At 59.0% G+C, this 25,267-nt stretch carries 30 protein-coding genes and 1 tRNA gene; 8 read left to right on the forward strand and 23 right to left on the reverse strand.

Features of this window, described 5'->3' with window-relative positions:
* Positions 1 to 193: 193 nt before the first annotated feature.
* The 9 genes from HQ912_RS18305 to thrS form a co-directional block, all read right to left on the reverse strand.
* Positions 194 to 270: transfer RNA gene (locus tag HQ912_RS18305), tRNA-Pro, on the reverse strand.
* 89 nt (positions 271 to 359) lie between these two features.
* Positions 360 to 716: a MerR family transcriptional regulator gene (locus tag HQ912_RS18310; RefSeq protein WP_003179985.1), complete on the reverse strand. Its 357-nt coding sequence runs from the start codon at positions 714 to 716 to the stop codon at positions 360 to 362.
* Positions 697 to 999 carry an integration host factor subunit alpha gene (ihfA, locus tag HQ912_RS18315; protein ID WP_002553164.1) on the reverse strand — a complete coding sequence of 101 codons (303 nt, stop codon included), beginning with the start codon at positions 997 to 999 and terminating at the stop codon, positions 697 to 699. The genes HQ912_RS18310 and ihfA overlap by 20 nt, the downstream gene beginning before the upstream one ends.
* A 3-nt stretch (positions 1,000 to 1,002) precedes the next feature.
* Positions 1,003 to 3,381 (reverse strand): phenylalanine--tRNA ligase subunit beta, encoded by a 2,379-nt coding sequence (pheT, locus tag HQ912_RS18320; RefSeq protein WP_139050678.1) that lies wholly within the window; start codon positions 3,379 to 3,381, stop codon positions 1,003 to 1,005.
* A 36-nt stretch (positions 3,382 to 3,417) separates the two neighbouring features.
* Complete coding sequence (pheS, locus tag HQ912_RS18325) at positions 3,418 to 4,434, reverse strand: phenylalanine--tRNA ligase subunit alpha (RefSeq protein WP_047229332.1); 1,017 nt, start codon at positions 4,432 to 4,434, stop codon at positions 3,418 to 3,420.
* Between the two features lie 109 nt (positions 4,435 to 4,543).
* Positions 4,544 to 4,900 (reverse strand): 50S ribosomal protein L20, encoded by a 357-nt coding sequence (gene rplT / locus HQ912_RS18330; RefSeq protein ID WP_002553161.1) that lies wholly within the window; start codon positions 4,898 to 4,900, stop codon positions 4,544 to 4,546.
* A gap of 30 nt (positions 4,901 to 4,930) precedes the next feature.
* Positions 4,931 to 5,125 carry a 50S ribosomal protein L35 gene (gene rpmI, locus HQ912_RS18335; RefSeq protein WP_002553160.1) on the reverse strand — a complete coding sequence of 65 codons (195 nt, stop codon included), beginning with the start codon at positions 5,123 to 5,125 and terminating at the stop codon, positions 4,931 to 4,933.
* A 60-nt stretch (positions 5,126 to 5,185) separates the two neighbouring features.
* Positions 5,186 to 5,737, reverse strand: coding sequence for a translation initiation factor IF-3 (gene infC, locus HQ912_RS18340; RefSeq protein WP_169432615.1), 552 nt, complete (start codon positions 5,735 to 5,737; stop codon positions 5,186 to 5,188).
* A complete protein-coding gene (thrS, locus tag HQ912_RS18345) occupies positions 5,737 to 7,659 on the reverse strand; it encodes a threonine--tRNA ligase (RefSeq protein WP_003203626.1) in 1,923 nt (640 codons plus the stop codon). The genes infC and thrS overlap by 1 nt, the downstream gene beginning before the upstream one ends.
* Positions 7,660 to 8,032: 373 nt before the next feature.
* Between thrS and HQ912_RS18350 the strand changes: the two genes are divergently transcribed.
* Together HQ912_RS18350 and HQ912_RS18355 are read left to right on the forward strand one after the other, a co-directional pair.
* A complete protein-coding gene (locus HQ912_RS18350; protein ID WP_047229331.1) occupies positions 8,033 to 8,335 on the forward strand; it encodes a hypothetical protein in 303 nt (100 codons plus the stop codon).
* A 289-nt stretch (positions 8,336 to 8,624) separates the two neighbouring features.
* Positions 8,625 to 8,837 carry a cold-shock protein gene (locus HQ912_RS18355; RefSeq protein WP_047229330.1) on the forward strand — a complete coding sequence of 71 codons (213 nt, stop codon included), beginning with the start codon at positions 8,625 to 8,627 and terminating at the stop codon, positions 8,835 to 8,837.
* A gap of 66 nt (positions 8,838 to 8,903) precedes the next feature.
* Here HQ912_RS18355 and HQ912_RS18360 read toward each other — a convergent pair whose 3' ends face one another.
* Positions 8,904 to 9,218, reverse strand: coding sequence for an I78 family peptidase inhibitor (locus HQ912_RS18360; RefSeq protein WP_047229329.1), 315 nt, complete (start codon positions 9,216 to 9,218; stop codon positions 8,904 to 8,906).
* Positions 9,219 to 9,381: 163 nt separating this feature from the next.
* The gene (locus tag HQ912_RS18365; RefSeq protein ID WP_139050680.1) at positions 9,382 to 9,687 is read right to left on the reverse strand and encodes a hypothetical protein; all 306 of its coding nucleotides are present in this window, start codon (positions 9,685 to 9,687) and stop codon (positions 9,382 to 9,384) included.
* Between the two features lie 131 nt (positions 9,688 to 9,818).
* Here HQ912_RS18365 and HQ912_RS18370 point away from each other — a divergent pair, with 131 nt between their 5' ends.
* Positions 9,819 to 10,016, forward strand: a complete 198-nt coding sequence (locus HQ912_RS18370; protein WP_047229327.1) for a hypothetical protein — start codon at positions 9,819 to 9,821, stop codon at positions 10,014 to 10,016.
* 44 nt (positions 10,017 to 10,060) lie between these two features.
* On the opposite strand, the gene HQ912_RS18375 is transcribed toward HQ912_RS18370, so the two are convergent.
* From HQ912_RS18375 to HQ912_RS18410, 8 genes are all read right to left on the reverse strand, one after another.
* On the reverse strand, positions 10,061 to 11,089 hold the full coding sequence (locus HQ912_RS18375) for a nucleoside hydrolase (RefSeq protein WP_047229326.1): 1,029 nt from the start codon (positions 11,087 to 11,089) through the stop codon (positions 10,061 to 10,063).
* A gap of 29 nt (positions 11,090 to 11,118) precedes the next feature.
* Complete coding sequence (gene rbsD, locus HQ912_RS18380; protein ID WP_173407127.1) at positions 11,119 to 11,523, reverse strand: D-ribose pyranase; 405 nt, start codon at positions 11,521 to 11,523, stop codon at positions 11,119 to 11,121.
* Complete coding sequence (rbsK, locus tag HQ912_RS18385; protein ID WP_173407128.1) at positions 11,520 to 12,434, reverse strand: ribokinase; 915 nt, start codon at positions 12,432 to 12,434, stop codon at positions 11,520 to 11,522. Before rbsK ends, rbsD begins: the two co-directional genes overlap by 4 nt.
* 23 nt (positions 12,435 to 12,457) lie before the next feature.
* On the reverse strand, positions 12,458 to 13,477 hold the full coding sequence (locus tag HQ912_RS18390; RefSeq protein ID WP_173407129.1) for a LacI family DNA-binding transcriptional regulator: 1,020 nt from the start codon (positions 13,475 to 13,477) through the stop codon (positions 12,458 to 12,460).
* Between the two features lie 3 nt (positions 13,478 to 13,480).
* Positions 13,481 to 14,458: an ABC transporter permease gene (locus tag HQ912_RS18395; RefSeq protein WP_076385532.1), complete on the reverse strand. Its 978-nt coding sequence runs from the start codon at positions 14,456 to 14,458 to the stop codon at positions 13,481 to 13,483.
* The gene (locus HQ912_RS18400) at positions 14,455 to 16,008 is read right to left on the reverse strand and encodes a sugar ABC transporter ATP-binding protein (RefSeq protein WP_173407130.1); all 1,554 of its coding nucleotides are present in this window, start codon (positions 16,006 to 16,008) and stop codon (positions 14,455 to 14,457) included. Before HQ912_RS18400 ends, HQ912_RS18395 begins: the two co-directional genes overlap by 4 nt.
* A 58-nt stretch (positions 16,009 to 16,066) precedes the next feature.
* Positions 16,067 to 17,023: a sugar ABC transporter substrate-binding protein gene (locus tag HQ912_RS18405; RefSeq protein ID WP_047229320.1), complete on the reverse strand. Its 957-nt coding sequence runs from the start codon at positions 17,021 to 17,023 to the stop codon at positions 16,067 to 16,069.
* Positions 17,024 to 17,191: 168 nt separating this feature from the next.
* Positions 17,192 to 17,638 carry a hypothetical protein gene (locus tag HQ912_RS18410; RefSeq protein ID WP_107322882.1) on the reverse strand — a complete coding sequence of 149 codons (447 nt, stop codon included), beginning with the start codon at positions 17,636 to 17,638 and terminating at the stop codon, positions 17,192 to 17,194.
* Between the two features lie 133 nt (positions 17,639 to 17,771).
* Between HQ912_RS18410 and HQ912_RS18415 the strand changes: the two genes are divergently transcribed.
* Positions 17,772 to 18,071: a DUF1654 domain-containing protein gene (locus HQ912_RS18415; RefSeq protein ID WP_076385536.1), complete on the forward strand. Its 300-nt coding sequence runs from the start codon at positions 17,772 to 17,774 to the stop codon at positions 18,069 to 18,071.
* A gap of 5 nt (positions 18,072 to 18,076) precedes the next feature.
* Positions 18,077 to 18,766, forward strand: a complete 690-nt coding sequence (locus HQ912_RS18420; protein ID WP_047229317.1) for an endonuclease — start codon at positions 18,077 to 18,079, stop codon at positions 18,764 to 18,766.
* 157 nt (positions 18,767 to 18,923) lie between these two features.
* Here the strand turns inward: HQ912_RS18420 and HQ912_RS18425 are convergent, their stop codons facing one another.
* Complete coding sequence (locus HQ912_RS18425) at positions 18,924 to 19,289, reverse strand: SPOR domain-containing protein (protein ID WP_047229316.1); 366 nt, start codon at positions 19,287 to 19,289, stop codon at positions 18,924 to 18,926.
* 248 nt (positions 19,290 to 19,537) lie between these two features.
* On the opposite strand from HQ912_RS18425, the gene csrA reads away from it, so the two are divergent.
* A complete protein-coding gene (gene csrA / locus HQ912_RS18430; RefSeq protein WP_003179932.1) occupies positions 19,538 to 19,732 on the forward strand; it encodes a carbon storage regulator CsrA in 195 nt (64 codons plus the stop codon).
* A 202-nt stretch (positions 19,733 to 19,934) separates the two neighbouring features.
* Here csrA and HQ912_RS18435 read toward each other — a convergent pair whose 3' ends face one another.
* The 3 genes from HQ912_RS18435 to HQ912_RS18445 all read right to left on the reverse strand — a co-directional run bounded on the left by HQ912_RS18435 (position 19,935) and on the right by HQ912_RS18445 (position 23,685).
* Positions 19,935 to 20,390, reverse strand: a complete 456-nt coding sequence (locus tag HQ912_RS18435; protein ID WP_076385538.1) for a DUF2214 family protein — start codon at positions 20,388 to 20,390, stop codon at positions 19,935 to 19,937.
* A gap of 193 nt (positions 20,391 to 20,583) precedes the next feature.
* The gene (gene cysS / locus HQ912_RS18440) at positions 20,584 to 21,966 is read right to left on the reverse strand and encodes a cysteine--tRNA ligase (protein WP_047229314.1); all 1,383 of its coding nucleotides are present in this window, start codon (positions 21,964 to 21,966) and stop codon (positions 20,584 to 20,586) included.
* 21 nt (positions 21,967 to 21,987) lie between these two features.
* Positions 21,988 to 23,685, reverse strand: coding sequence for a glutamine--tRNA ligase/YqeY domain fusion protein (locus HQ912_RS18445; RefSeq protein WP_076385540.1), 1,698 nt, complete (start codon positions 23,683 to 23,685; stop codon positions 21,988 to 21,990).
* A gap of 249 nt (positions 23,686 to 23,934) precedes the next feature.
* Here HQ912_RS18445 and HQ912_RS18450 point away from each other — a divergent pair, with 249 nt between their 5' ends.
* Positions 23,935 to 24,438: a peptidylprolyl isomerase gene (locus HQ912_RS18450; RefSeq protein ID WP_047229369.1), complete on the forward strand. Its 504-nt coding sequence runs from the start codon at positions 23,935 to 23,937 to the stop codon at positions 24,436 to 24,438.
* Positions 24,435 to 25,184, forward strand: coding sequence for a UDP-2,3-diacylglucosamine diphosphatase (gene lpxH / locus HQ912_RS18455; RefSeq protein WP_160892977.1), 750 nt, complete (start codon positions 24,435 to 24,437; stop codon positions 25,182 to 25,184). The genes HQ912_RS18450 and lpxH overlap by 4 nt, the downstream gene beginning before the upstream one ends.
* Positions 25,185 to 25,267 lie beyond the last annotated feature (83 nt).

The following is a 25,267-nucleotide window of genomic DNA, read 5'->3' on the forward strand; positions in this document are numbered from 1 at the left end:
CAGACGGACCAGCAATAATAAGCGGTCGAAAAAAATCCACTCACCCACCAAAGAAATGGAATTTGACACACGGAAATCTCGCGCCCCCAATAGAAGTGAGGATTCCATAGAGAGCCAGTGGTTTTGTAGGGGTAAAAACGACCATAAATAAAAAAGGGTCGCGAGATAAAATCTCGCAACCCTTTGAATTATATGGTCGGGACGGAGTGATTCGAACACTCGACCCCTAGCACCCCATGCTAGTGCGCTACCGGACTGCGCTACGCCCCGACTAGGCGTGAATCTTGTTCCGTCTCTCAACGGAACGCTCAGGAATATATCGCAAGCTTTTGAAAACTGGAAGATTTAAAAGCAGAAATTTATTTCTTGAGCACCACCAGCACATCTTCAAGCTCGGCGATCATCTGGCGGATCATCTGTTTGTACTGGGTTGTATCGTCTTTGGCCTCATCACCGGAGAGGCGCAAGCGCGCTCCGCCGATGGTGAACCCCTGGTCGTACAGCAGCGCGCGGATCTGCCGGATCATCAGCACGTCTTGTCGCTGATAATACCGGCGGTTACCGCGGCGCTTGACCGGGTTGAGTTGAGGAAACTCCTGCTCCCAATAGCGCAGCACATGCGGTTTTACCGCACACAGCTCGCTGACTTCACCAATGGTGAAGTAGCGTTTGCCTGGGATGACGGGTAGCTCGTCGTTATGACTTGGTTCCAGCATAAGCCTCAACTCGGGCCTTCAACTTCTGCCCTGGACGAAAGGTGACCACACGGCGAGCCGTGATCGGGATTTCTTCACCCGTTTTCGGATTGCGGCCAGGCCGCTGGCGTTTGTCCCGCAGGTCGAAATTGCCGAAACCGGACAATTTGACCTGTTCGTTGTCTTCCAGAGCGTGCCTGATTTCTTCGAAAAACAGTTCGACCAATTCTTTGGCCTCCCGTTTATTCAGGCCCAGCTCCTCATACAGACGTTCCGCCATCTCAGCTTTCGTCAGAGCCCCCATACGTCACTTCCTTAACGTGGCGTTCAACCTGTTTTCGAGCGAGGTGAGGATATTCTGCGTTGCGGTATTCACCTCATCGTCATTAAGAGTGCGCGATGGATGCTGCCAGGTCAAGCCGACTGCAAGGCTTTTTCTATGCGGATCAATGCCTTTACCCTGATACACGTCAAATAGCCTGAGGTCCGTGAGCCATTCGCCTGCATTTTCACGGATTACATCCAGTACGGCGCTGGATGCAACGTCGCGATCGGCCAGCAGCGCAAGGTCACGCCGCACTTCAGGAAAGCGCGATAACTCCTGGAATTTCGGCATTTTCCCCAGTGCCACTTCGCCCAGAACCAGCTCGAAAACAAACACAGGACGATCAAGCCCCAGAGTCTTGGACAGTTCAGGGTGAATCGCGCCGACATAGCCGACTTCACGCCCGTCACGCTCAATGCGTGCTGTCTGCCCCGGATGCAGCGCCGGATGCTTGCCCGGCACGAAGGTGAACGCGTCGAGCGCACCGGCGAAGCCCAGCACCGCTTCCACGTCAGCCTTGACGTCGAAGAAGTCGACGACATCGCGACCTTGCGCCCAGCCTTCCGGCAAACGACTGCCGCAAACGACACCGGCCAGCATCGGCTCTTGCTTCAAGCCTTCCAACTGACCAACGAAACGCAGGCCGCTTTCGAACAGACGTACGCGGTCCTGTTGGCGGTTCAGGTTGTGCTGGAGCGACTTGACCAGGCCCGGCCACAGGGACGAGCGCATGGCGGCCATGTCGTTGGAAATCGGGTTGGCCAGCAACAGCGGCTCGACACCCGGATTGAACAGCTCGAACTGACGCGGATCGATGAAGCTGTAGGTGATCGCTTCCTGATACCCACGAGCCACCAGCAGACGGCGCAGTTCCGGCAGGTCGCTACGGGCTTCGGCCTTGGCCTGTGGGGCCAGGCGCGCCTGCGGGTAGCGAACCGGCAAACGGTTGTAGCCGTACAGACGGGCCAGCTCTTCGATCAGGTCGACTTCCAGGCTGATATCGAAGCGATGGCTTGGCACTTCGACACGCCACTGCCCTGCCCCGTCGGCGCTGATGTTCAGGCCCAGGGCGCTGAGCAGGCGTTCGACTTCAGCCGGGTCCATTTCCATGCCGAGCATCTGCGTAATGCGCTGGGCACGCAGGGTGACCGGTGCGATTTTGGGCAGGTGCTGTTCGCTGACGGTTTCGATGATCGGGCCAGCTTCGCCGCCAGTGATTTCCAGCAGCAGGCCAGTGGCGCGCTCCATGGCTTCACGGGCCAGTTGCCAGTCCACGCCGCGCTCGTAACGGTGCGAGGCATCGGTGTGCAGGCCATAGGAACGGGCCTTGCCAGCCACCGCAATCTGGTCGAAGAACGCACTTTCAAGGAACACATCACGGGTCGTCGCGGAGACGCCGCTGTGCTCACCACCCATCACGCCGGCAATCGCCAGGGCACGGGAGTGGTCGGCGATGACCAGCGTATCGCTGCGCAGGGTCACTTCCTGGCCATCGAGCAGTACCAGCTTCTCGCCTTCCTCAGCCATGCGCACGCGGATGCCGCCGTTGATTTCGGCAAGGTCGAACGCGTGCAGCGGCTGACCCAGCTCCAGCATCACGTAGTTGGTGATGTCGACAGCAGCGTCGATGCTACGCACGTCGGCGCGACGCAGGCGCTCGACCATCCACAGCGGGGTCGGCTTGGACAGGTCGACATTCCGGATAACGCGCCCCAGGTAACGTGGGCATGCCGCCGGCGCCAGCACTTCAACCGAGCGCACTTCATCATGCACCGCCGCAACGGTCGCGACCGCTGGACGTGCCACTGGGGCGGCATACAACGCGCCCACTTCACGAGCCAGACCGGCCAGGGACAGGCAGTCGCCACGGTTCGGGGTCAGGTCGACCTCGATGCTCGCATCGTCCAGGCTCAGGTACTCACGGATGTCCTGGCCGACCGGTGCGTCAGCTGGAAGCTCCATCAGGCCATCGTTGCCTTCGCCAATCTGCAGTTCAGCCTGGGAGCACAACATGCCGTTGGACTCGACGCCACGCAGCTTGGCTTTCTTGATCTTGAAGTCGCCCGGCAGTTCGGCACCGATCATGGCGAACGGGATCTTCAGGCCCGGGCGCACATTTGGCGCGCCACAGACCACCTGGAAGGTTTCCGCGCCATTGCTGACCTGGCACACCCGCAGCTTGTCGGCGTCCGGGTGCTGCTCGGTGCTCAGCACCTCGCCCACCACCACACCACTGAATTCACCGGCGGCCGGCGTCACGCTATCGACCTCAAGACCGGCCATCGACAGACGAGCAACCAGCTCGTCCCGGCTTACCTGCGGGCTTACCCAGCCGCGCAGCCATTGTTCACTGAATTTCATCCTGCTCTCCTATTAGATTCGTTACGGGTCTGCGGCTTAGCGAAATTGCGCAAGGAACCGCAAGTCGTTGTCGAAGAACAGGCGCAAGTCATTTACACCGTAACGCAGCATGGCCAGACGCTCGACGCCCATGCCGAAAGCAAAACCCGAGAACTCTTCCGGATCGATCCCGGACATACGCAGCACGTTCGGGTGAACCATGCCGCAGCCCATGACCTCCAGCCAGCCGGTCTGCTTGCAGACGCGGCAGCCTTTACCGCTGCACATCACGCATTCCATATCGACTTCAGCGGATGGCTCGGTGAACGGGAAGTACGAAGGACGGAAACGCACCGCCAGTTCTTTCTCGAAGAACACCCGCAGGAACTCTTCGATAGTCCCTTTCAGGTCGGCGAAGTTGATGTCGCGATCAACCAGCAGGCCTTCGACCTGGTGGAACATCGGCGAGTGGGTGATATCGGAGTCGCTACGGTACACACGGCCTGGGCAGACAATGCGGATCGGCGGCTGCTGCGATTCCATGGTGCGGACCTGTACCGGCGAGGTATGGGTGCGCAACAGCATGTTCGCGTTGAAATAGAAGGTGTCATGCATCGACCGGGCCGGGTGATGGCCTGGGATGTTGAGCGCCTCGAAATTGTGATAGTCGTCTTCGACCTCAGGGCCTTCGGCAATGCCGTAGCCGATGTGGGTGAAGAACTGCTCGATACGTTCCAGGGTCCGGGTAACCGGATGCAGACCACCGGAAGTCTGGCCGCGGCCAGGCAGGGTCACGTCGATGGATTCGGCGGCGAGCTTGGCAGCCAGATCCGCTTCCTCGAACAAGGCCTTGCGCGCATTAAGGACTTCTGTAACACGCTCCTTGGCAACGTTGATCAGCGCACCGACCTGCGGACGCTCTTCGGCCGGCAGGTTCCCCAGGGTCTTCATCACCTGAGTCAACTCGCCCTTCTTGCCAAGGTAGTGAACCCGGATTTGCTCCAGGGCATTGATATCTTCAGCGCTTTGCACAGCCTCTAGTGCTTGAGAGACCAGCGCGTCCAGGTTTTCCATGTACAGACTCCAGATACAAAATAGGGGAAGAGCTTGAAGGCTCTTCCCCTATTTATGACGTTTAACACCTGGCCCCACAGAGGTGAGGCCGGGTGACTGTCGGGGGTACTTAAGCCAAGGTGGCTTTAGCTTTCTCGACAATCGCAGCAAACGCCGCTTTTTCGTTCACTGCCAGATCAGCCAGAACCTTACGGTCGATCTCGATGGACGCTTTTTTCAGGCCGGCAATGAAACGGCTGTAGGACAGACCGTTAACACGAGCACCAGCGTTGATACGAGCGATCCACAGAGCGCGGAACTGACGTTTTTTCTGACGACGGTCACGGTAGGCGTATTGGCCTGCCTTGATTACCGCTTGCTTGGCAACACGGAATACGCGGGAACGCGCGCCGTAGTAGCCTTTAGCAAGTTTCAGAATTTTTTTGTGACGCTTACGGGCAATGACGCCACGCTTTACACGAGCCATGAGTTACTTCCTCTATTCTTGATCCAAAAATTAACGAAGGCGCAGCATGCGCTCGACTTTTGCCACGTCAGACGGATGCAGCAAGCTGCTACCGCGCAGTTGACGCTTACGCTTGGTCGACATTTTGGTCAGGATGTGGCTCTTGAAAGCGTGCTTGTGCTTGATACCGTTAGCAGTTTTCAGAAACCGCTTAGCAGCACCACTTTTAGTTTTCATCTTTGGCATGTTCGGATACTCCGCATTCAGTTGATAAACATAATCGCAAGGCCTGCCGTGCCCTGTTGATTACTTCTTCTTTTTCGGGGCGATGACCATGATCAGCTGGCGTCCTTCCATCTTAGGATGCTGTTCGACCGAACCGTACTCGAGCAGGTCTTGTTCAACCCGCTTGAGGAGTTCCATCCCCAGCTCCTGGTGGGCCATCTCACGGCCGCGGAATCGCAAGGATACCTTGGCCCTGTCCCCGTCACTCAGGAAACGTACCAGGTTGCGCAGTTTTACCTGGTAATCCCCTTCCTCCGTCCCTGGACGAAACTTGATTTCTTTTACCTGAATCTGCTTCTGGTTTTTCTTCGCCGCGGCAATCTGCTTCTTCTTTTCGAAGATCGACTTGCCGTAGTCCATCACCCGGCAAACCGGCGGGACTGCGTCTGCGGAAATTTCTACCAGATCAAGCTTGGCTTCTTCAGCAATACGAAGCGCTTCATCAATCGAGACGATGCCAATCTGCTCGCCGTCAGCGCCAATTAACCGAACCTCGCGTGCCGAGATATTCTCGTTGATCGGGGCTTTCGGTGCAGCTCGTTTATCTTGTCTCATTTCACGCTTAATAATAATTACTCCAAATCTGGGCGACCACGCCGGGAAACCGCTTGCGCGAGGAACTCAGCGAATTCGGCGACGGGCATCGAGCCCAGGTCAGCACCTTCACGAGTACGCACAGCGACAGTCTGCATCTCGACCTCCCGATCTCCAATAACCAAGAGAAAGGGAACCTTGAGCAAAGTATGCTCGCGGATTTTAAAGCCGATCTTTTCATTTCTCAAGTCGGACTTGGCACGAAATCCGCTTTGGTTGAGAGTTTTTTCGACCTCGGCGGCAAAATCTGCCTGTTTATCAGTGATATTCATGATCACTGCCTGGGTCGGCGCCAACCACGCGGGGAACGCACCCTCGTAGTGTTCGATCAGAATCCCGACGAAGCGCTCGAACGAACCGAGGATCGCGCGGTGAAGCATGACCGGGTGCTTGCGGCTGTTGTCTTCGGACACGTATTCGGCGCCCAGACGGATCGGCAGGTTAAAATCGAGCTGCAGGGTACCACACTGCCACACGCGACCAAGGCAATCTTTGAGCGAGAACTCGATCTTCGGCCCGTAGAAAGCCCCTTCGCCCGGTTGCAGATCGTACGCCAGGCCCGCGCTATCGAGGGCAGCGGCCAGCGCTGCTTCGGCGCGATCCCACAACTCATCGGAGCCGACGCGTTTTTCCGGACGAGTGGACAGCTTCATCTCGACTTCGGTAAAGCCGAAGTCCCGGTAGACGTCCATGGTCAGCTTGATGAAGGCAGCGGATTCGGCCTGCATCTGCTCTTCGGTGCAGAAGATATGCGCATCGTCCTGGGTGAAGGCACGCACGCGCATGATGCCGTGCAGCGCACCCGATGGCTCGTTACGGTGGCAGGCACCGAACTCGGCCAGGCGCATCGGCAGCTCGCGGTAGCTTTTCAGGCCCTGGTTGAACACCTGCACGTGGCAAGGGCAGTTCATCGGCTTGATGGCGTAGTCGCGGTTTTCCGACTGGGTAGTGAACATGTTGTCGGCATAGTTGGCCCAGTGCCCGGATTTCTCCCACAGGCTACGGTCAACCACTTGCGGCGTCTTGATCTCCAGGTAGCCGTTTTCACGCTGGACCTGGCGCATGTACTGCTCGAGCACCTGGTACAGGGTCCAACCGTTCGGATGCCAGAACACCATGCCCGGGGATTCTTCCTGGGTGTGGAACAGGCCCAGGCGCTTGCCGATCTTGCGATGGTCACGCTTCTCGGCTTCCTCGATACGCTGGATGTAAGCCGCCAGTTGCTTCTTGTCGGCCCAGGCAGTGCCGTAGACGCGCTGCAACTGCTCGTTCTTCGCATCGCCACGCCAATAGGCGCCGGACAGCTTGGTCAGCTTGAAAGACTTCAGGAAGCGGGTGTTCGGCACATGCGGGCCACGGCACATGTCGACGTATTCTTCGTGGTAGTACAGGCCCATGGCCTGCTCGTCCGGCATGTCTTCCACCAGACGCAGCTTGTAATCCTCGCCACGCGCCTTGAACACTTCGATGACTTCGGCACGCGGGGTCACTTTCTTGATGACGTCGTAATCTTTCTCGATCAGCTGCTGCATGCGCTGTTCGATGGCCGCCATGTCTTCCGGCGTGAAAGGACGCTCAAAAGCGATGTCGTAATAGAAGCCTTCGTCGATGACCGGCCCGATGACCATCTTCGCGCTCGGGTACAACTGCTTGACCGCATGGCCCACCAGGTGCGCGCAAGAGTGGCGAATGATCTCCAGCCCCTCTTCATCCTTTGGCGTGATGATTTGCAGCGTGGCGTCGCTGTCGATGACATCACTGGCATCGACCAGTTTGCCGTTGACCTTGCCGGCCAGGGTGGCCTTGGCCAGGCCCGCGCCGATGGATGCTGCAACCTCGGCTACGGAAACCGGGTGATCGAATGAACGTTGACTGCCGTCGGGAAGAGTAATAGTTGGCATGGCGCCTCCTCTCCTAGTGGTGACCCCTACCAAAGGTCACGTGGGTTGGGATGAGCCAGTACAAGATCCAGTCCAGGCCATTCAATGACGAACGCCTGCCTTACAGCGGCAGGAGCCTTGCGGCCAACCGGGAAAACCGAACCAGAGTGACTGGGATTCAAATCAGGGTTAATCGAACATTTGCCGCAGCCGGGACCTGTTGTCCTCCGGAGCCTGAAAATACCCGAGCCCGGCATGCTAGCACAGATGAACGGTCATCGCCGCGCCCGGATTGAAGCGGACGTAAATCCTCGGTTTTTATGCCAGAGTGCTGAACTGTACCGCCCGCTACGCCTCAGATAACAAGACATCGACCCGAAAGGAGCATCTTCGCATGCGTCTGAACACATTATTTGCAGTAGTCGCCCCCCTCGCCCTGCTGCTCCCGCTGACCGCCCACGCCGAATGGCCCAAGGGGGAGCGTGAAAAATACATGGCCCAATGCACCGAGGCGGCCACGCCACAGATCGGCGCGGCAGCGGCCAAATCCCATTGCGCCTGTGGCGCCGATGCGATCAAGTCCTACCCGGCAGCCGACATTCAAGCCTTGATGGACAATAAGGCGACACCGCAGCTGCAGCAAAAAGCACTGGGGCAGATTGCAAAATGCAAGGCCGATAACAAGGCCAAAAAGTAAGAAAACAGGTCTTTGCACGGAGCCGTGCATCGATAAAAAACGCTGATTTCGGGCCTTTTTGACCGATTTATTCAGGTTTTACAGCTTTTTTTATCGTCTTTACGTTCGGCTGAAAGCCTTTAAAACCGGGCCTTTCAGCCGGATCAGGCAGTAAAGAAAACACGACTGATTGGCAAACAGCGCGTGCGGGGGGCTCCCAAATCGAACATTTCGACTATGATACCCCGGTGTGCCCAGTTGGCCTGAGCAGCACAGTACACTGAAAATATATGTTTCTTGGAGATACACCATGTCTAATCGCCAAACCGGCACCGTTAAATGGTTCAACGATGAAAAAGGCTTCGGCTTCATCACTCCTACAGGTGGCGGTGACGACCTGTTCGTACACTTCAAAGCTATCGAAAGCGACGGTTTCAAAAGCCTGAAAGAAGGCCAGACCGTTTCCTTCGTGGCTGAGAAAGGCCAAAAGGGTATGCAAGCTGCACAGGTTCGCCCAGAGTAATTACTCGGCGAGCACAAAAAACCCCGTCCATGTGACGGGGTTTTTTATGGGCGATTGAAAAATCAATCAGCCGCAGTTCACCCGGTTGATGATCAGATTGGCATCAGTGTTGAGATTCAGGCGATCCGAGCGGTACTCAAGTGTCACCATGTCGTTGGGCTTGAGGATCCGCGCATACTGCGCACCGGCGCGGGTGCGGGCTTGTTCCAGCAGTTGCGGCGAGGCCTTCTTGCCGATGGCGAACTCGGCAGCTGTTGCTTCGCAGCGGCTGTAGCCTGTTTCTGTTGCTACCGGATCAGGGGTCGATTCAGAGGTGCTGCTGCAACCGCTCAAGAGCGCGACGGCCAGCAAAGTACCCAATGACGCGAGCTTCCAAGGCATGAAGCCTCCTTTTGTTGATGATTAAACAGAGAGCGTGCGACAGCCCAAACGAAGCTTGGTTTCAACCCAAGGGCTATCATGGTGCCCTCATCAGGAAAACAGGCAGTTTGCCTGAGCCGACATCCCGCTTCAGGGGTGAATCGTGACTGAATATGAATCGTGCTCAGTAAACGTCGATGTAGTCAAAGGGCGGATTGGGCCAGTTGTCCTTCAACGCATTGTAGATCTGCATGACCCAGACCTCGTCACTGGCGGCGACCAGCCCGACGTAGCCTGAACCTTTTGCCCACGTTTCCAGCCGAAACGATAGCCCGTCGATGTCCACACCGCCCACCACGCCCGAAGACAAATAGGCGATACCCGCCTTGGTCACGCGCAGTTGGGTGTGCTCGTCATCACTGGCCGAAGCCAGCAACTGACGAACCGCGTCGAGGGTCAACCCGTCAGGAGCGTTCAAATCGATCTGCACGGCGGGGGCCTCTTCAGAAAGTCAAAAAGCAAGTGTCGCACAGCCCTTCCCTGATGCCTAAGTCGCAGTGCAAAACCCCAGGCAAAAATGGTTAACTCACCCTACAGACCTCCCAACTCGCGAGCCCGACCATGAGCACCGTCAGCATCGAAGCCACCATCAATGCCAAATGGTCGGAGGGCCACAGCTCCTATAGCCCTGGCAGCCCCGAAGAACTGGCAATCATCGGTATAGAACTGTTGGTCAAGGAGCTGGGAACGAAGGCGGCCCTGAACTTTATCCAGCAAGCGTTCGAACGATACCCCAGCAGCATTGAAGCGGTGGATTGAAACACACCCGCAAGCCCTGACCTGCGGGTGTTCGACAAGACCGATTACTTCAGACGCGCCAGGCGCTCGGTCAGCAGGTCAAAAAAGCCCTGAGCGTCGCCATCCTGCACCCAGTAGGCATTTTTGGGTGCCTTCAGGCCGTCGTACCAGTCAACGATGGTCTGTCCGAAAGTCGGCCCTTCACGGCTGTCCACCACGACGTTGACTGAACGCCCGGTAAACAACTCTGGCTTGAGCAGGTAGGCAACCACCGTGGCGTCGTGCACCGGCCCACCCGTCATGCCGTAGTGCTCCATATCACCTTTGACGTATTCGTTGAGAATGTCGCCGACGATCTTGCTGGCCTTGTTGTTCACGGCAGCGATCTGCTTCAGGCGTGCTTCGCTGGTGAGGATCTTGTGGGTCACATCCAGCGGCAGGTAAGTGAGCTTCACACCGCTCTTGAGCACCACTTCTGCGGCCTGTGGATCAGCGTACAGGTTGAACTCGGCCACCGGAGTGATGTTGCCGCCATTGAAGTGCGCACCGCCCATGATCACCACTTCCTTGATGCCCTGGACAATTTCGGGCTCCTGTATCAATGCCAGGGCCAGGTTGGTCTGCGGGCCAAGCATGGCAATGGTGATGCTATGGGGCTTGGCAGCCTTGAGGGTATCGATCAGGTAGTTGACGGCGTTGCCCTTGGCCAGCCCCTTCTTCGGCTCATACACCTCGACACCTGACAGGCCTTCCTTGCCATGGATGTTTTCCGCGTAGATAGGCGTGCGCATCATCGGCTTCGGCGCACCGGCATACACCGGCACGTCTTCGCGCCCCGCCCATTCCCGGGCCAGGCGAGCGTTGCGCGATGTCTTGTCCAGACGCACGTTGCCAGCGACGGTGGTCAACGCGCGGATATTCAGCTCTTCGGGGGAAGCCAGGGCAAACAACAGGGCAACCACATCGTCGGCCCCCGGATCAGTGTCGATGATCAGGTCGATTTTTTCCGCCGCCTGGGCGCTCGTAGCAGTGATCAGTGACAAAAGCAGCAGACTCCGGAACAGTTGACGCATTTTCTGAGCATAGCGGTGCATGGCGCATTCCTTGTGCAGGGTTGAGAAGGTTAGAACGTTACTCCGGCAATCAACACGATGTTGCAATACGGGGAGCATTCTCCCGTGCGAATAATCGCCCGAGCTTGCTTGCTGACCGCCTTGAATTGTTCATGGCTGACCAGCTCCCGCGCCCCCAGCGCGCCATCGGCATGCAGTGCCTCCAATGTTGCCAGGGCCGCAGGTTGTTTATCGAAAATCTCTTCAGCGAGTATGTGGCTCTCCACCTGCATTTCGCTGAGCAGCACTTTCAGGGTGCTGACAAAATCCGGGATGCCGTGGGTCAGGGCCAGGTCGATCAACTCGACCTGTGGAGGCACCGGCAAACCCGCATCACCGATGACCACCTTGTCGCCATGGCCAAGGGAAGCGATCAGTCGCGACAGCGCGATATTCAACAACGGCGTCTTTTTCATGATTTGAAAGCCTGTACTTCCAGCAGGGTGGGAATGGAGGGCTGCGCCCCCGCGCGGGTGACCGATAACGCGGCGGCGACCTGACCAAAACGAATCGCCTCGACCTCGCTTTTGCCGTCAGCCAAGGCTGCGGCGAAGCCGCCGACAAAAGTGTCTCCGGCCGCCGTGGTGTCCACCGCCTTGACCAACGGCGCCGGGAAGTGCTGGAAACTCGCGCCGTTGGCGAACATCAGACCCTGGGCGCCCAGGGTCACGATCACCTTGCCGGCACCGGCGGCGAGCAATTGCGTCGCGGCCGCTTCGGCGGCTTCCAGAGAGTCCACCGCCAGCCCGCTCAGCACGGCGGCTTCGCTCTCATTGGGAATCAGATAGTCGATACAGGCGTACCAGTCGGCCGGCAAGGGCCGGGAGGCCGGCGCGGGGTTCAGGATGACGGTCTTGCCCAGTTCCCGACCGCGCTTGAGTGCATGCCCGACGGTCGCGTCCGGCACCTCGAGCTGGCAGATAATGACGTCGGCGCTGCGCAGCACCTCATCGAACTGGTCCAGGACATCAGGGGTAAGCACGCCGTTGGCCCCGGCGACGATCACGATCGCATTCTGGCTGTTGTCGTCGACAACGATCAGCGCAACTCCACTGGAGCCGGCCACGACACTGACCGGCTGGCAATCGATGCCTTCGGCCAGCAGCGCCCCGCGCAGTTCCTGGCCGTAGGCATCACTGCCCACGCAACCGACCATGGACACCTTCGCTCCCAGGCGCGCCGCGGCCACAGCCTGATTGGCGCCCTTCCCGCCCGGGATGGTGCAGAACGATTCACCAATCAGCGTTTCACCGCCCCTGGGCAGACGCGGTGCACGGGTCACCAGGTCCATGTTCAGGCTGCCTACTACCACTACTTTTGCTGGCATACGTCTTCACTCATCAATTCGGTTCAGCGGTATTGGGCGAATGTACCTGACAGCGGTGCAGTCGACTCTCGCAAGACAATGCTGGGTGTCACGATGCGCTGATCGGTGGCCAGCCCCGGCGTTGCGATCCGCCGCAACAGCACTTCAGCGGCCATCTCACCGAGCTGCAGGATCGACTGCCCCACCGTGGTCAGCGCCGGATAGACATAACGGCTCATCTGAATGTCATCGAAACCAATGACCGACAGTTCACTGGGCACGCGCACGTTGCGCTCGGCGGCGGCGCGCAGCACACCGATTCCGATCATGTCGTTGGCCGCAAAAATCGCACTGGGCGGCTGTTGTTCGAGTAGCCTGGCCGCCGCCTGATAACCCCCGGTGCTGGTGAAATCGCTTTCGAGCATGCGCTCGACGGGCAGCTCGACCCCGGCTTCTTTTAGGGCGCGGCAGTAACCGGCCAGACGCATCTGCGCCACGCTGGTGTCCGCCGGGCCACCGATAAAGGCGATATCACGGTGGCCAAGCTCCAGCAGGTGCCGGGTGGCGAGGTAGGCGCCGTGTTCATGGTCGATGCGCACCAGGTCCGCGTCGACACCGTCGAGCCCACGGTCGACGATGACCATGGGCGTACGCACGCTGGTCAGCCCCTGGGCGAGACCGGCATCGCCGCCGGCGGAAGCGACGATCAGACCGTCGATGCGTTTTTCCAGCAGCACCCGCAGATAACTGCGCTGCTTGTCCGGGTTGTCGTCGGAGTTGCACAGGATCACGCAATAGCCGTTGCGCTCACAGTAATCCTCGATCCCCCGGGCCAGTTCGGCAAAGTAGGGGTTGAGGCTGTTGGGCACCAGCAAGCCAATGGTTGCAGTGGTCTTGGCCTTGAGCGAGCGGGCCACCGCGCTGGGCACGTAGTCGAGCTGCTCGATGGCGGCCTCGACCTTGCGCCGCACCTCTTCGCTGACCGGTCGCGTCTTGTTCACTACGTGAGAGACGGTCGTGTAGGAAATTCCCGCGAGCGCCGCCACATCCTTGATCGTCGCCATGGTTCAGGCCCGCCGACTGGCGCGCTGACTGCGGTAAGTATCGAGCACCACCGCAACCACAATCACCGCGCCGGTAATGATGCGCTTGGTCGGTTCGGTGGCGCCAATCTGCGCCAGGCCCGCGGCCAGCACGGAGATGATCAGCACGCCAAAGAAGGTGCTGATGACAGAACCGCGCCCGCCCATCAGGCTCGTGCCGCCGATGACCACAGCAGCGATGACCTGCAGCTCGAGCCCCGAACCGGCGTTCGGGTCGGCCGCTTCCAGACGGGAAATCTGGAACAGCGCGGCCAGGCCGGCCAGCAACCCCATCAGGCTGAACACCAGGATCTTGTAAGGTTTTGGATTGATACCCGCCAGTCGCACGGCTTCTTCATTAGTGCCGATACCGATCAGATAACGGCCAAACACGGTGCGGGTCAGCACAGCCTGGGCGATGAAGATCACCAGCAAGGCAATGATGAAGGACGGTGAAATACCGAAGGCGATCGGATTGGATAGCCAAGCGAAGGAATCCCCGATGTAGGCCGTCCGCGAGCCGGTCATCTGGTACGCCAGGCCTCGGGCCATTTCCAGCACGCCGAGGGAAACGATGAACGATGGGATCCGCCACGCCACGGTAATCGAACCGGTAACGGTGCCGGCCAGGGCCGCCACGGCCATGCCCAACAACGCCGCCGGCCCGACGCTCCAGCCCCAGCCCAACACCGCCACGCTCACCGTCGATGCGGCCAGGGCCAGCACCGACCCCACCGATAGATCGATACCGCCGATGATCAGGATGAAGGTCATGCCGACCGCCAGCACCATGAGGTCTGGAATCTGGTTGGCCAGGGTGCTGAAGGTGTCATACGAAAGAAAATGGCTGCTCAGGACCGAGAACAACGCGATCATCGCCAACAAGGCCCCGGCCAGTCCCAGGTAGGTGCCCAGGCCATAGAAGTTGCCACTCGGTTTGCCGACGGCCGATACGGTTTTCATGAGAAGTCCCTAGGCGCTGCTTCGTTGAGCAACGCATCACGTTTCTGATAGCCGGCGAATGCGGCGGCAAGCAAGTCATCCTGGGTCCAGCTGTCGCGCTCGAAGGTGTCAATCAGGCGGCCGGCGGACAGCACACCGATCCGGTCACAGATCAGCATCAATTCCCGCAGGTCGCTGGACACCACAACCAACGCCTTGCCCTGGCGCGTCAGCTCACCGAGCAGCGCATAGACGTCGAATTTGGCGCCGACGTCGATGCCTCGGGTCGGCTCGTCGAACAGCAATACCGAGCAATCGCGCTCCAGCCAGCGGCCGATCACCACCTTCTGTTGATTGCCGCCCGACAGTTCGGACACCAACTGTGTCGGACTGGAGCTGCGGATTCGCATGGCGTCGATCTGTCGCTGCGCCAACGCGAACTCTTCGCTGCCATTGACGAAACCGCCGCTGGAGATTTCCGGCATGTTGCCCAAGGCAATGTTGGCGGCGATGGATTGAGTCAGTAGCAGGCCTTCGCCCTTGCGGTCCTCGGTGATCAGCGCGATGCCGTGGGCCACCGCATCGGACGGCGAGCGAATGCTGACGACATTGGCCGGCGAACCCAGCGCCACCGTGCCGCTGTCGGCCGCATCGGCGCCGAAGATCAACCGCAGCAGCTCGGTGCGCCCTGCCCCGATCAACCCGGAAATACCGAATATCTCGCCGCTGCGCACCTCGAAGGACACATCGCGGACCTTGTCCGAACGGCTCAAGCCGTTGACGGTCAACGCCGGCGCGCCGATCTGGCGCGGGCCCAGGTCGATGTGCTCGCCCAGCTCCCGCCCGACCATCAGCGTTACCAGCTGCTCACTGTTGTAGTTGGCCATCGGCTCGACGCAGACCAGGTTGCCGTCGCGCAGTACCGCAATGCGCTGGGCCACCCGAGCCAGTTCTTCGAGGCGATGGGAAATATAAATGATCGACACGCCCCGCGCCTGCAGACGCGTGATCTGCTCGAAGAGCATCTCCACCTCACGAGCGGTCAGCATCGCAGTCGGCTCGTCGAGAATCAGCACATGGCAATCGCCGATCAGGTTGCGGGCGATTTCGACCATCTGTTGGTGACCGATGCCCAACTCACTGACCAGTGTGTCAGGGTCGATTGCATCGAGCCCCACCTGGGCCATGGCCTCGACCGCCGCTTTGCGCAGTTGCTTGCGACTGATCCAGCCGCCACGACTGGGCAGGTTGTGGAGGAACAGGTTTTCGGCCACGGAAAGTGTCGGCAGCAGGTTGAGCTCCTGCATGACCATGCGCACGCCCAGCTCTTCAGCCTGGGTACGACTACCGGGACGATAATCCTGCCCCTGGAATTGCATCTGCCCGGTGGTCGGCGTCACCAGCCCGCCGATGATCTTGGACAGGGTGCTCTTGCCGGCGCCATTTTCGCCGGTCAGCGCCAGCACTTCGCCGCGCATCAACGTCAGGTCGATGTCGCTCAGTACCGGTTGGGCATAGGTCTTGCCGATGCCGCTGACCGAAAGGACAGCGTTCGGGTCGCGAACGGACATAAAAAACTCTCCAATACGCTCGCCAGCAAGGGCGAGCGTCGTTGTGTCGCCAGGATAACTACTGGGTCACCAGCTCGACCGGAGTTTCGATAACGCCGTTAGTGCCGCTGTCGACGGCTTCGCCCTTGAGGATCTTCAGGGCCGTCTCGATGCCGAAAACAGCCTGTTTGGCGGCGAACTGATCGGCAGTCGCCAAGACGCGACCGTCCTTGAGCATGGGCTTGATGGCGTTGATGTTGTCATAACCGACCACTTTTACCTTGCCCGCCTTGCCCGCAGCGCGGATGGCCGATACCGCGCCGACCGCCATGCTGTCGTTACCGGCCAGCAGTGCCTTGATGTTCGGGTATTCGCTGAGCATCGAGGCGGCAACCTGATTGCCCTTGTTGATTTCCCAGTCGCCCGATTGCAGGGAAACGACCTTGATCTGCGCCGCTTCCATTGCATCCTTGAAGCCGGCGGTACGTGCCTGGGCATTGGTGGTGGTGGACACGCCTTCAATGATACCGACCTCATCACCAGCCTTGAGCTGCTTGGCCAGGTACTCACCCACCAGACGCGCGCCCTTGCGGTTGTCCGGGCCTACGAACGGCACGGTGATGTTTTTGCTTTTGACCACGTCCGGATCGAGCTGGTTATCGATGTTGATCACGGTGATACCGGCGTCGACGGCTTTCTTGATCACCGGCACCATGGCCTTGGAGTCGGCTGGTGCGATGATGAGGGCATCGACCTTGGACACGATCATCTGCTCGACAATGCGGATCTGGTTGGCGGTGTCGGTTTCATCCTTGATCCCATTGGAGATCAGGTCGAAATCGGCGGAGTGTTCCTTCTGATAGGCCTTGGCGCCATCTTCCATGGTCAGGAAGAACTCGTTGGCCAGGGATTTCATGACCAGGGCAACCTTGGGCTTTTCCGGGGTCTGGGCAAATGCCGAAGAGAAAGGCAGCGCAGCGGATGCGGCGGCGAGCATGGCGACGGCGAGAAGGCGTCCAGCGAATGGCAACTTCATGGGTTCACTCCGATTTTATGATTATTTTGAGCAAAATCGTTGCACGGGAAGTCGTTCCACAGGCCGTCGCCAAGCATCAACGAAGGCTGCGCAAACGTTTGCGTGAAGGGAACTATGGTAAAGCTTCCGGGTTTTGTCAACGTGCGGATTTCACCGCAAGGCTGGGGATCAGACGGTCGTGTTGACCAGGGCACCCGAACCGGAGCCCTTGGCCAGCTCTGTGATCAGATGGCCAGTGACTTCCAGCAATGCACCGCTGGTGTCGGCAATTTGGCCTTGTATCGCCATGACCGCAGTGGTTTTGGCTTCGGGTGTCGGATAGACCTGCTTCTGCGCAGCAGACAACTGCTGTTGCTGTTCTCTGAGCTGCTGTTGCAGCTCTTGCATGCGTTTGAGCAACACCTGCACGGCAATGCTCTGGGTGCTCCCGCTCTTTTCGGTCTTGCCTTCGGACGCAGGGCTCATGCTCGTACGAACCTGGCCTGGCGCCTGCGTCTGGCCAAGGGTCTCATCGGCTGCCTCGGCGCTCGCTTGGCTCAAGGCCTTGAGCGTGGCCGGGGACTGGCCGCCGATGGTGACGGCAGCTGCATTTGGAAAGCCGACGGAAAACGACATAACAAAACTCCATGGATAAGATTCCTACGAAGGCCATCGACTGCTTGAGCGGCTTCTTTAGCTTAATTTTTCCTACACCAAAACGGAAAAAGCGTTGTCAGAGGATTTTCTTGAATTTTAAGCAGTTGCGTAAATGCCTACGGTTAAATACTGTACGCACGTACAGCTCAATAAGGATAATCCTGTGGCAACGCCGTCCGCTGCAACTACCCCCTTAGATTCCTATACCCGCCTAGGCCTGCGGGTCTCGAAAATCATCAACTCCCCCACCGCACAAAAAGCCAAGGCGGCCCTGATCTTCCGGCTTCCCGAGGAGCCGGTGGATGAGTGGGAACGCCTGCTGGAAGAAATCGACGAGAACGACAATGTGACCCTCGCCTATCGCGACGATGGCGGTGTGCAGGTGTTCTGGGTTGTGCCGAAGGAAGATTGAGCCTGATGAGTGTTCGTTGTTTTGCTTTACTGCTTGCGATTGTCGCCATGGGCGCGCAGGCCGATGCGCCCCGCACGTTCAGCGAGGCCAAGAAAGTCGCCTGGAAACTCTATGCCCCCCAATCCACCGAGTTCTACTGTGGCTGCAAATACTCAGGCAATCGCGTGAACCTGGCAGCCTGCGGTTATGTGCCGCGCAAAAACGCCAATCGCGCCGCGCGTATCGAGTGGGAGCATATCGTCCCGGCGTGGCAGATCGGGCATCAGCGTCAATGCTGGCAACAAGGCGGGCGGAAGAATTGCACCCGCCACGACCCGGTCTATCAACGGGCCGAGGCCGATCTTCATAACCTGGTGCCCAGCATCGGGGAAGTGAACGGCGACCGCAGCAACTTCAGCTTTGGCTGGCTGCCGGCGCAGACGGGCCAGTACGGCTCATGCCTGACCCAGGTGGATTTCAAGGCCAAGAAAGTCATGCCCCGCCCTTCCATCCGTGGAATGATCGCCCGGACGTATTTCTACATGAGCAAACAATACGGCCTGCGCCTTTCGAAACAGGACCGGCGCCTGTATGAAGCCTGGGACAAGACATACCCGGTACAGAGCTGGGAGCGCCAGCGCAACCAGAGCGTGGCGTGCGTGATGGGGCGTGGCAACGAGTTCGTGGGCCCGGTGAATTTAAAGGCCTGCGGTTGATCTCGCATGGGTAAACAGCGCCAATCAACTGTGGGAGCTTGTTTGCTCACGATAGCGGCAGCGCCGTCAACGTCAACGTTGGCTGAGCCACTGCTATCGCGAGCAGGCTCGCTCCCACAGATGTTGTGGCTTACCTGGCTGTTCTGTTCTGCGGGGTTTATTGAGCGCTTGGGTAATCCACCACCAGCGACTCGATGTTGCGCTTTTTCGCTCGAACCAGGGCGGCGTTCAATTGCTCCTGCTTCGCCTCGGCTTCAGCCTTTGAATTGAAAGGCCCGACCAGAACCCGGTCCTTGCCATTGTCTTTCACCACACTCGATACAAAACTGTGCTCGATGAGCCAGGCGGTCAGGTCGCTGACCGCTTGCGGGATTTCGCCCCGGACCTCGACGCCCCATTGCGGCGCAGCGGCGGCGCTCGGTGCAGTGGTTGCCGCCACCTTTGGCTTCGGTGTGTCGACGTCACGCCCTTCACCGCATCCTGCCAGCGCCAATACCGCGATTACCCAAGCCAATTTGCGCACAACGTTTTACCCCGGAAGACATGGAGCGGGGATTTTAACACTCAAGCCCGTCAATAACGCCGTAAACAGCGCTCAAAACACGAGAAACCTGCACGGCGTCTCTGTATAGTCGCACCCTGGGAATTAATGCTGCGTCTGCGCGTCAGAAAGAGGCACCCACATTGTGACACTTGGCACTAATCTATAAGCAGTACCGACATCTGCACTGCCTGAATCAGGTGCCCTATAAAGCAATCAAGGAGAACACCATGCTGATACTCACCCGCAAAGTCGGTGAAAGCATAAACATTGGTGACGACATCACGATCACCATTCTGGGCGTTAGCGGCCAACAAGTCCGTATCGGCATCAACGCTCCGAAAAACGTTGCGGTGCATCGCGAAGAGATTTATCAGCGCATTCAGGCGGGCCTTACCGCCCCTGACAAGCCGCAAACGCCCTGAGCCCTGTAGCAGTCCGTAGCCAGCCCTTCTGCATCGTCGCAAGGCTGGCTAAAGATTCATGCCGACTGTCCCTCATCATCCCCGCTCCATCTCGCCTTTGATTTTTTCGTTCATCCCGTCAAACCGATACTAATGACATGGCTCATAGCATGGCTGTCAGACGTTTCGTTTTAATGGCGATGAAGCAGGTATTCGTGACGGCTCAACCCAGCCCCACGCCGCGAGCCATTCCTGTGGCAGCGACCACCATCAGCACCAGTAACAAAGCTTCAATGTGACTGATCCGCGCAAACCGGCCGGCTTTCGAAGGATCGATCGCACGCCCTTTGCCCAGTGCCATCCGCCATTTGATCAGCGCGATCATCGGCGCGATTTCAAGCAACAGGATCAGCACGAACAACGTCATCTTCAGGTGAAACAGCGGTTGGTGCAGGTAATAGTCCGTGCCTTTTTCAAACCCACCAAAAGCACGCATCCCGCCGGTCACTAGCAGGACCACCGCCGATAGCCCCCATAGGTTGTCCGCCATCAAGACATTTCGAACCGCGTCCGTACCGCCCGCCAGACGTCGCAACGCCGTGCCACGGGTAAGTACCGCCCAGAACCCCAGGGCGAAAGCCAGAAGATGAATTGCCGCAAGAGACCAATGAGCCAACATGGAAGATTCCTGTCAGAGGATGTCGAATCGACCTGACAGTACTAGCTCATAACAGGATGATTGCCAGGATAGGCATACAAAAAACTGTGGGAGCGAGCCTGCTCGCGATAGCGGTGTATCAGTCGACAACAATGTTGTCTGACACTCCGTCATCGCGAGCAGGCTCGCTCCCACAGGGGTATTGCGTAAGGACTCAGTCAGCCAAACGCCAGGTCGTCCCGCCCTTGCCGTCTTCCAGCACCACGCCCATGGCGGTGAGCTGGTCGCGGATGCGGTCGGATTCTGCCCAGTCCTTGTTGGCCCGCGCAGTCAGGCGCGCCTGGATCAACGCTTCGACCTCGGCGGCGTCCACGCGACCTTCGGCACCGGCCTGAAGGAAATCATCCGCCTCGAGCTGCAACACACCCAGGACGCCGGCCAGTTCTTTCAGACGCGCCGCCAGACCCGCCGCCGCGTTGAGATCACTCTCCCGCAGACGATTGATCTCGCGCACCATCTCGAACAGCACCGCGCAGGCTTCCGGCGTGCCGAAGTCGTCGTTCATCACTTCAGTGAAGCGCGCGACGAAGGCTTCGCCACCGGCGGCCGGGACCTTCGGCAGGCCCTTCAACGCATGGTAGAACCGCTCCAGGGCGCCCTTGGCGTCCTTGAGGTTGTCTTCCGAATAGTTGATGGCGCTGCGATAGTGACTGGACACCAGCAGGTAACGCACGACTTCCGGGTGGTACTTGTCGAGCACGTCGCGGATGGTGAAGAAGTTGTTCAAGGACTTGGACATCTTCTCGCCGTTGATCCGGATCATGCCGCAATGCATCCACGCATTGGCGTAGGTCTTGCCGGTGGCCGCTTCGCTCTGGGCGATTTCGTTTTCGTGGTGCGGGAATTCCAGGTCGCTGCCGCCGCCATGAATGTCGAAGGTCTCGCCCAGGCAGCAGGTCGACATCACCGAGCATTCGATGTGCCAGCCCGGACGCCCGGCGCCCCACGGCGACTCCCAGCTCGGCTCACCCGGCTTGGCGGCTTTCCACAGCACGAAGTCCAGCGGGTCCTGTTTCGACTCGTCGACTTCGATGCGCGCGCCGATGCGCAGGTCTTCGATTTTCTTGCGCGACAGCTTGCCGTAGCCCATGAACTTGGCGACGCGGTAATACACGTCGCCATTGCCCGGTGCGTAGGCATAACCCTTGTCGATCAAGGTCTGGATCATCGCCAGCATGCCTGGGATGTGGTCCGTGGCACGGGGTTCCAGGTCGGGCTTGAGGATATTGAGGCGCGCCTCATCCTCGTGCATGGCCTTGATCATGCGCTCGGTCAGCGCATCGTAAGGCTCGCCGTTTTCCCGGGCACGGTTGATGATCTTGTCTTCGATGTCGGTGATGTTGCGCACGTAGGTCAGGTCATAACCGCTGAAACGCAACCAGCGGGTTACCAGGTCGAACGCAACCATGCTGCGACCATGGCCGATGTGGCAGTAGTCGTACACGGTCATCCCGCAGACGTACATGCGGACCTTGTTACCGTCCAGCGGCTTGAAGACTTCTTTGCTCTTGGTGAGCGTGTTGTAGATCGTAAGCACAGGGTTTCCCTTAAGACTTGATCACTGACCCCAGGAATCGCGCAAGGTCACGGTACGGTTGAACACCGGAGCACCGGGTTTCGAGTCCTTGATATCCGCGCAGAAGTAACCTTCGCGCTCGAACTGGAAACGGTCTTCCGGCTGTGCGTTGCCCAACGAAGGCTCGGCACGACAACCAGTGAGTACTTGCAGGGAGTCAGGGTTGATGTTGTCCAGGAAGCTGGCACTGTCCTCGGCCTTTTCAGGGTTCGGCGAACGGAACAGGCGATCGTACAAGCGCACTTCGCACTCGACGCTGGCAGCGGCCGGCACCCAGTGGATCACGCCCTTGACCTTGCGACCTTCCGGGTTCTTGCCCAGGGTTTCGGGATCGTACGAGCAATGCAGTTCGACGATGTTGCCGTCGGCGTCCTTGATCGCTTCGTCGGCGCGGATCACGTAGCTGCCGCGCAGGCGCACTTCACCGGCAGGCTCCAGGCGCTTGTAGCCTTTTGGCGGCTCTTCCATGAAGTCTTCACGGTCGATGTAGATTTCCCGCGCGAACGGCAGGACGCGCACGCCCATGTCTTCTTTCGGGTGGCAAGGCAGCTCGAGGTTCTCGACTTTGTCTTGCGGGTAGTTGGTGATCACCACTTTCAACGGACGCAGCACGCACATGGCGCGTGGGGCGCTGTGGTCCAGGTCGTCGCGGATACTGAATTCCAGCATGCCGAAGTCCACCACGCCGTCGGAACGGTTGGTGCCGACCATCTCGCAGAAGTTGCGGATCGATTTTGGCGTGTAGCCACGACGACGGAAGCCCGACAGCGTCGACATGCGCGGGTCATCCCAGCCGTTGACGTGCTTTTCGTCCACCAGTTGCTTGAGCTTGCGCTTGCTGGTGATGGTGTAGTTCAGGTTCAGGCGGCTGAATTCGTACTGGCGCGGCTGAGCCGGCACCGGCAGGTGCTCCAGGAACCACTCGTACAAAGGACGATGGCTTTCGAACTCCAGGGTGCAGATCGAGTGGGTGATGCCTTCGATGGCGTCCGACTGACCGTGGGTGAAGTCATAGTTGGGGTAGATGCACCATTTGTCGCCGGTCTGGTGGTGATGGGCGTGACGGATGCGGTACATGATCGGGTCGCGCAGGTTCATGTTCGGCGAGGCCATGTCGATCTTCGCGCGCAGCACCCGTGCGCCGTCCGGGAACTCGCCGCCGCGCATGCGGGCGAACAGGTCCAGGTTCTCCTCGACGCTGCGATCACGGAACGGGCTGTTCTTGCCCGGCTCGGTCAGGCTGCCACGGTATTCCTTGGCCTGCTCGGGGGTCAGGTCGCACACGTAGGCCTTGCCGGCCTTGATCAGCTCCACCGCCCAGTCGTGCAACTGGTCGAAATACTGCGAGGCATAGCGCACCTCACCGGCCCATTCAAAACCCAGCCATTTAACGTCGCTTTCGATCGCGTCGATGTACTCCTGGTCTTCCTTGGCCGGGTTGGTGTCGTCGAAACGCAAGTGCGTGACGCCGCCAAACTCCTGGGCCAGGCCGAAGTTCACGCAAATCGACTTGGCGTGACCGATGTGCAGGTAGCCGTTGGGCTCCGGCGGAAAACGGGTGACGATCTGCGTGTGCTTACCCGAATCCAGGTCCGCCTGGATGATCGGGCGCAGGAAATTGACCGGCACGGCCGGGCCGGTCTTGGAATTCGAGGTAGGGTCGACAGTGGGCTTGCTCATAGGATCCTTGAACGTACAAGTGCGCGGCCGGGTGCGGCCTGATAAATCAAAGCCCGTATCATAGCCGATGCTGTCAAGCACCTGACAGGCCAGGTCGGTAAACGATTGAATTTAATCGACGACCCGATGAAAAACAGCCTCGAAAAACCCGCTCGGCGCGCTAAACTGCCCAGCCTGGCCGATTAAAGCCAGACCGGTTGCGGGCAGCAAAGCCCCGAAACCCACGAATTCCTTGAAAGAGTAGCGATCATGACTCAAGTCAAACTGACCACCAACCACGGCGACATCGTCCTGGAACTGAACGCCGAGAAGGCACCGATCACCGTTGCCAACTTCGTTGAATACGTCAAGGCCGGCCACTACGAAAACACCGTTTTCCACCGTGTAATCGGCAACTTCATGATCCAGGGCGGCGGTTTCGAGCCAGGCATGAAAGAAAAGAAAGACAAGCGCCCAAGCATCCAGAACGAAGCCGACAACGGTCTGGCGAACGAGAAGTACAGCGTCGCCATGGCCCGCACCATGGAACCGCATTCGGCTTCCGCGCAGTTCTTCATCAACGTGGCCGACAACAGCTTCCTGAACCACAGCAGCAAGACCACCCAGGGCTGGGGTTACGCGGTGTTCGGCAAAGTGGTTGAAGGCACCGACGTGGTCGACAAGATCAAAGGCGTTTCCACCACTTCCAAGGCCGGCCACCAGGACGTGCCAGCAGAAGACGTGATCATCGAGAAAGCCGAGATCATTGAGTGATACTGCTGATTTCAGATTTGCATCTGGAAGAGGAGCGCCCGGACATTACCCGGGCGTTTCTGGATTTGATCGCCACACGCGCCCGCTCGGCGCAAGCGTTGTACATCCTGGGCGACTTTTTTGAAGCCTGGATCGGCGACGATGCCATGACGCCGTTCCAGCGTTCCATCTGCCAGGCCCTGCGCGAATTGAGCGACAGCGGCACGGCCATTTTCCTGATGCACGGCAATCGTGACTTCATGCTCGGGCAAGCCTTCTGCAAAGCGGCCGGCTGCACCCTGCTCAAGGACCCCAGTGTCGTGCAGTTCAACGGCGAGCCGGTGCTGCTGATGCACGGCGACAGCCTCTGCACCCGCGACGAAGGCTACATGAAGTTGCGGCGCTGGCTGCGCAACCCGGTCACGCTGTTCATCCTGCGTCACCTGCCATTGGCCAGTCGCCAGAAACTGGCGCGCAAACTGCGCAGCGAAAGCCGCACGCAGACGCGAATGAAAGCCAATGACATCGTCGACGTCACGCCCGAAGAGATCCCGCGGATCATGCAGGAATACGGCGTGAAGACCCTGATCCACGGCCACACCCACCGCCCCGCTATCCATAAGCTGCAACTGGGCGAACACGCCGCCCGGCGCATTGTGCTGGGGGATTGGGACAAGCAAGGCTGGGCGTTGCAGGTGGATGAACAGGGATTTGCCTTGGCGCCGTTTGGTTTTGGCAATGCGCAGTTGGCGTTGCCAAGCAACTGAAGAACGCAGATATCCCTTGTGGGAGCAAAGCTTGCTCGCGATGCAGGCGACACGGTTCCACTGCAAGACCGTGTCATCGTTCA

The organism is Pseudomonas sp. MPDS (assembly GCF_013283895.1).
In the GTDB taxonomy this organism is placed as follows: domain Bacteria; phylum Pseudomonadota; class Gammaproteobacteria; order Pseudomonadales; family Pseudomonadaceae; genus Aquipseudomonas; species Aquipseudomonas rhizophila.

Excerpts from the sequence above, each read along its gene's own strand:
- HQ912_RS18310 (WP_003179985.1), bottom strand. The coding sequence starts at position 716 with ATGCTGGAACCAAGTCATAACGACGAGCTACCCGTCATCCCAGGCAAA.
- ihfA (WP_002553164.1), bottom strand. The coding sequence starts at position 999 with ATGGGGGCTCTGACGAAAGCTGAGATGGCGGAACGTCTGTATGAGGAG.
- pheT (WP_139050678.1), bottom strand. The coding sequence starts at position 3,381 with ATGAAATTCAGTGAACAATGGCTGCGCGGCTGGGTAAGCCCGCAGGTA.
- pheS (WP_047229332.1), bottom strand. The coding sequence starts at position 4,434 with ATGGAAAACCTGGACGCGCTGGTCTCTCAAGCACTAGAGGCTGTGCAA.
- rplT (WP_002553161.1), bottom strand. The coding sequence starts at position 4,900 with ATGGCTCGTGTAAAGCGTGGCGTCATTGCCCGTAAGCGTCACAAAAAA.
- rpmI (WP_002553160.1), bottom strand. The coding sequence starts at position 5,125 with ATGCCAAAGATGAAAACTAAAAGTGGTGCTGCTAAGCGGTTTCTGAAA.
- thrS (WP_003203626.1), bottom strand. The coding sequence starts at position 7,659 with ATGCCAACTATTACTCTTCCCGACGGCAGTCAACGTTCATTCGATCAC.
- HQ912_RS18350 (WP_047229331.1), top strand. The coding sequence starts at position 8,033 with ATGCGTCTGAACACATTATTTGCAGTAGTCGCCCCCCTCGCCCTGCTG.
- HQ912_RS18355 (WP_047229330.1), top strand. The coding sequence starts at position 8,625 with ATGTCTAATCGCCAAACCGGCACCGTTAAATGGTTCAACGATGAAAAA.
- HQ912_RS18360 (WP_047229329.1), bottom strand. The coding sequence starts at position 9,218 with ATGCCTTGGAAGCTCGCGTCATTGGGTACTTTGCTGGCCGTCGCGCTC.
- HQ912_RS18370 (WP_047229327.1), top strand. The coding sequence starts at position 9,819 with ATGAGCACCGTCAGCATCGAAGCCACCATCAATGCCAAATGGTCGGAG.
- HQ912_RS18375 (WP_047229326.1), bottom strand. The coding sequence starts at position 11,089 with ATGCACCGCTATGCTCAGAAAATGCGTCAACTGTTCCGGAGTCTGCTG.
- rbsD (WP_173407127.1), bottom strand. The coding sequence starts at position 11,523 with ATGAAAAAGACGCCGTTGTTGAATATCGCGCTGTCGCGACTGATCGCT.
- rbsK (WP_173407128.1), bottom strand. The coding sequence starts at position 12,434 with ATGCCAGCAAAAGTAGTGGTAGTAGGCAGCCTGAACATGGACCTGGTG.
- HQ912_RS18390 (WP_173407129.1), bottom strand. The coding sequence starts at position 13,477 with ATGGCGACGATCAAGGATGTGGCGGCGCTCGCGGGAATTTCCTACACG.
- HQ912_RS18395 (WP_076385532.1), bottom strand. The coding sequence starts at position 14,458 with ATGAAAACCGTATCGGCCGTCGGCAAACCGAGTGGCAACTTCTATGGC.
- HQ912_RS18400 (WP_173407130.1), bottom strand. The coding sequence starts at position 16,008 with ATGTCCGTTCGCGACCCGAACGCTGTCCTTTCGGTCAGCGGCATCGGC.
- HQ912_RS18405 (WP_047229320.1), bottom strand. The coding sequence starts at position 17,023 with ATGAAGTTGCCATTCGCTGGACGCCTTCTCGCCGTCGCCATGCTCGCC.
- HQ912_RS18410 (WP_107322882.1), bottom strand. The coding sequence starts at position 17,638 with ATGTCGTTTTCCGTCGGCTTTCCAAATGCAGCTGCCGTCACCATCGGC.
- HQ912_RS18415 (WP_076385536.1), top strand. The coding sequence starts at position 17,772 with ATGCCTACGGTTAAATACTGTACGCACGTACAGCTCAATAAGGATAAT.
- HQ912_RS18420 (WP_047229317.1), top strand. The coding sequence starts at position 18,077 with ATGAGTGTTCGTTGTTTTGCTTTACTGCTTGCGATTGTCGCCATGGGC.
- csrA (WP_003179932.1), top strand. The coding sequence starts at position 19,538 with ATGCTGATACTCACCCGCAAAGTCGGTGAAAGCATAAACATTGGTGAC.
- HQ912_RS18435 (WP_076385538.1), bottom strand. The coding sequence starts at position 20,390 with ATGTTGGCTCATTGGTCTCTTGCGGCAATTCATCTTCTGGCTTTCGCC.
- HQ912_RS18445 (WP_076385540.1), bottom strand. The coding sequence starts at position 23,685 with ATGAGCAAGCCCACTGTCGACCCTACCTCGAATTCCAAGACCGGCCCG.
- HQ912_RS18450 (WP_047229369.1), top strand. The coding sequence starts at position 23,935 with ATGACTCAAGTCAAACTGACCACCAACCACGGCGACATCGTCCTGGAA.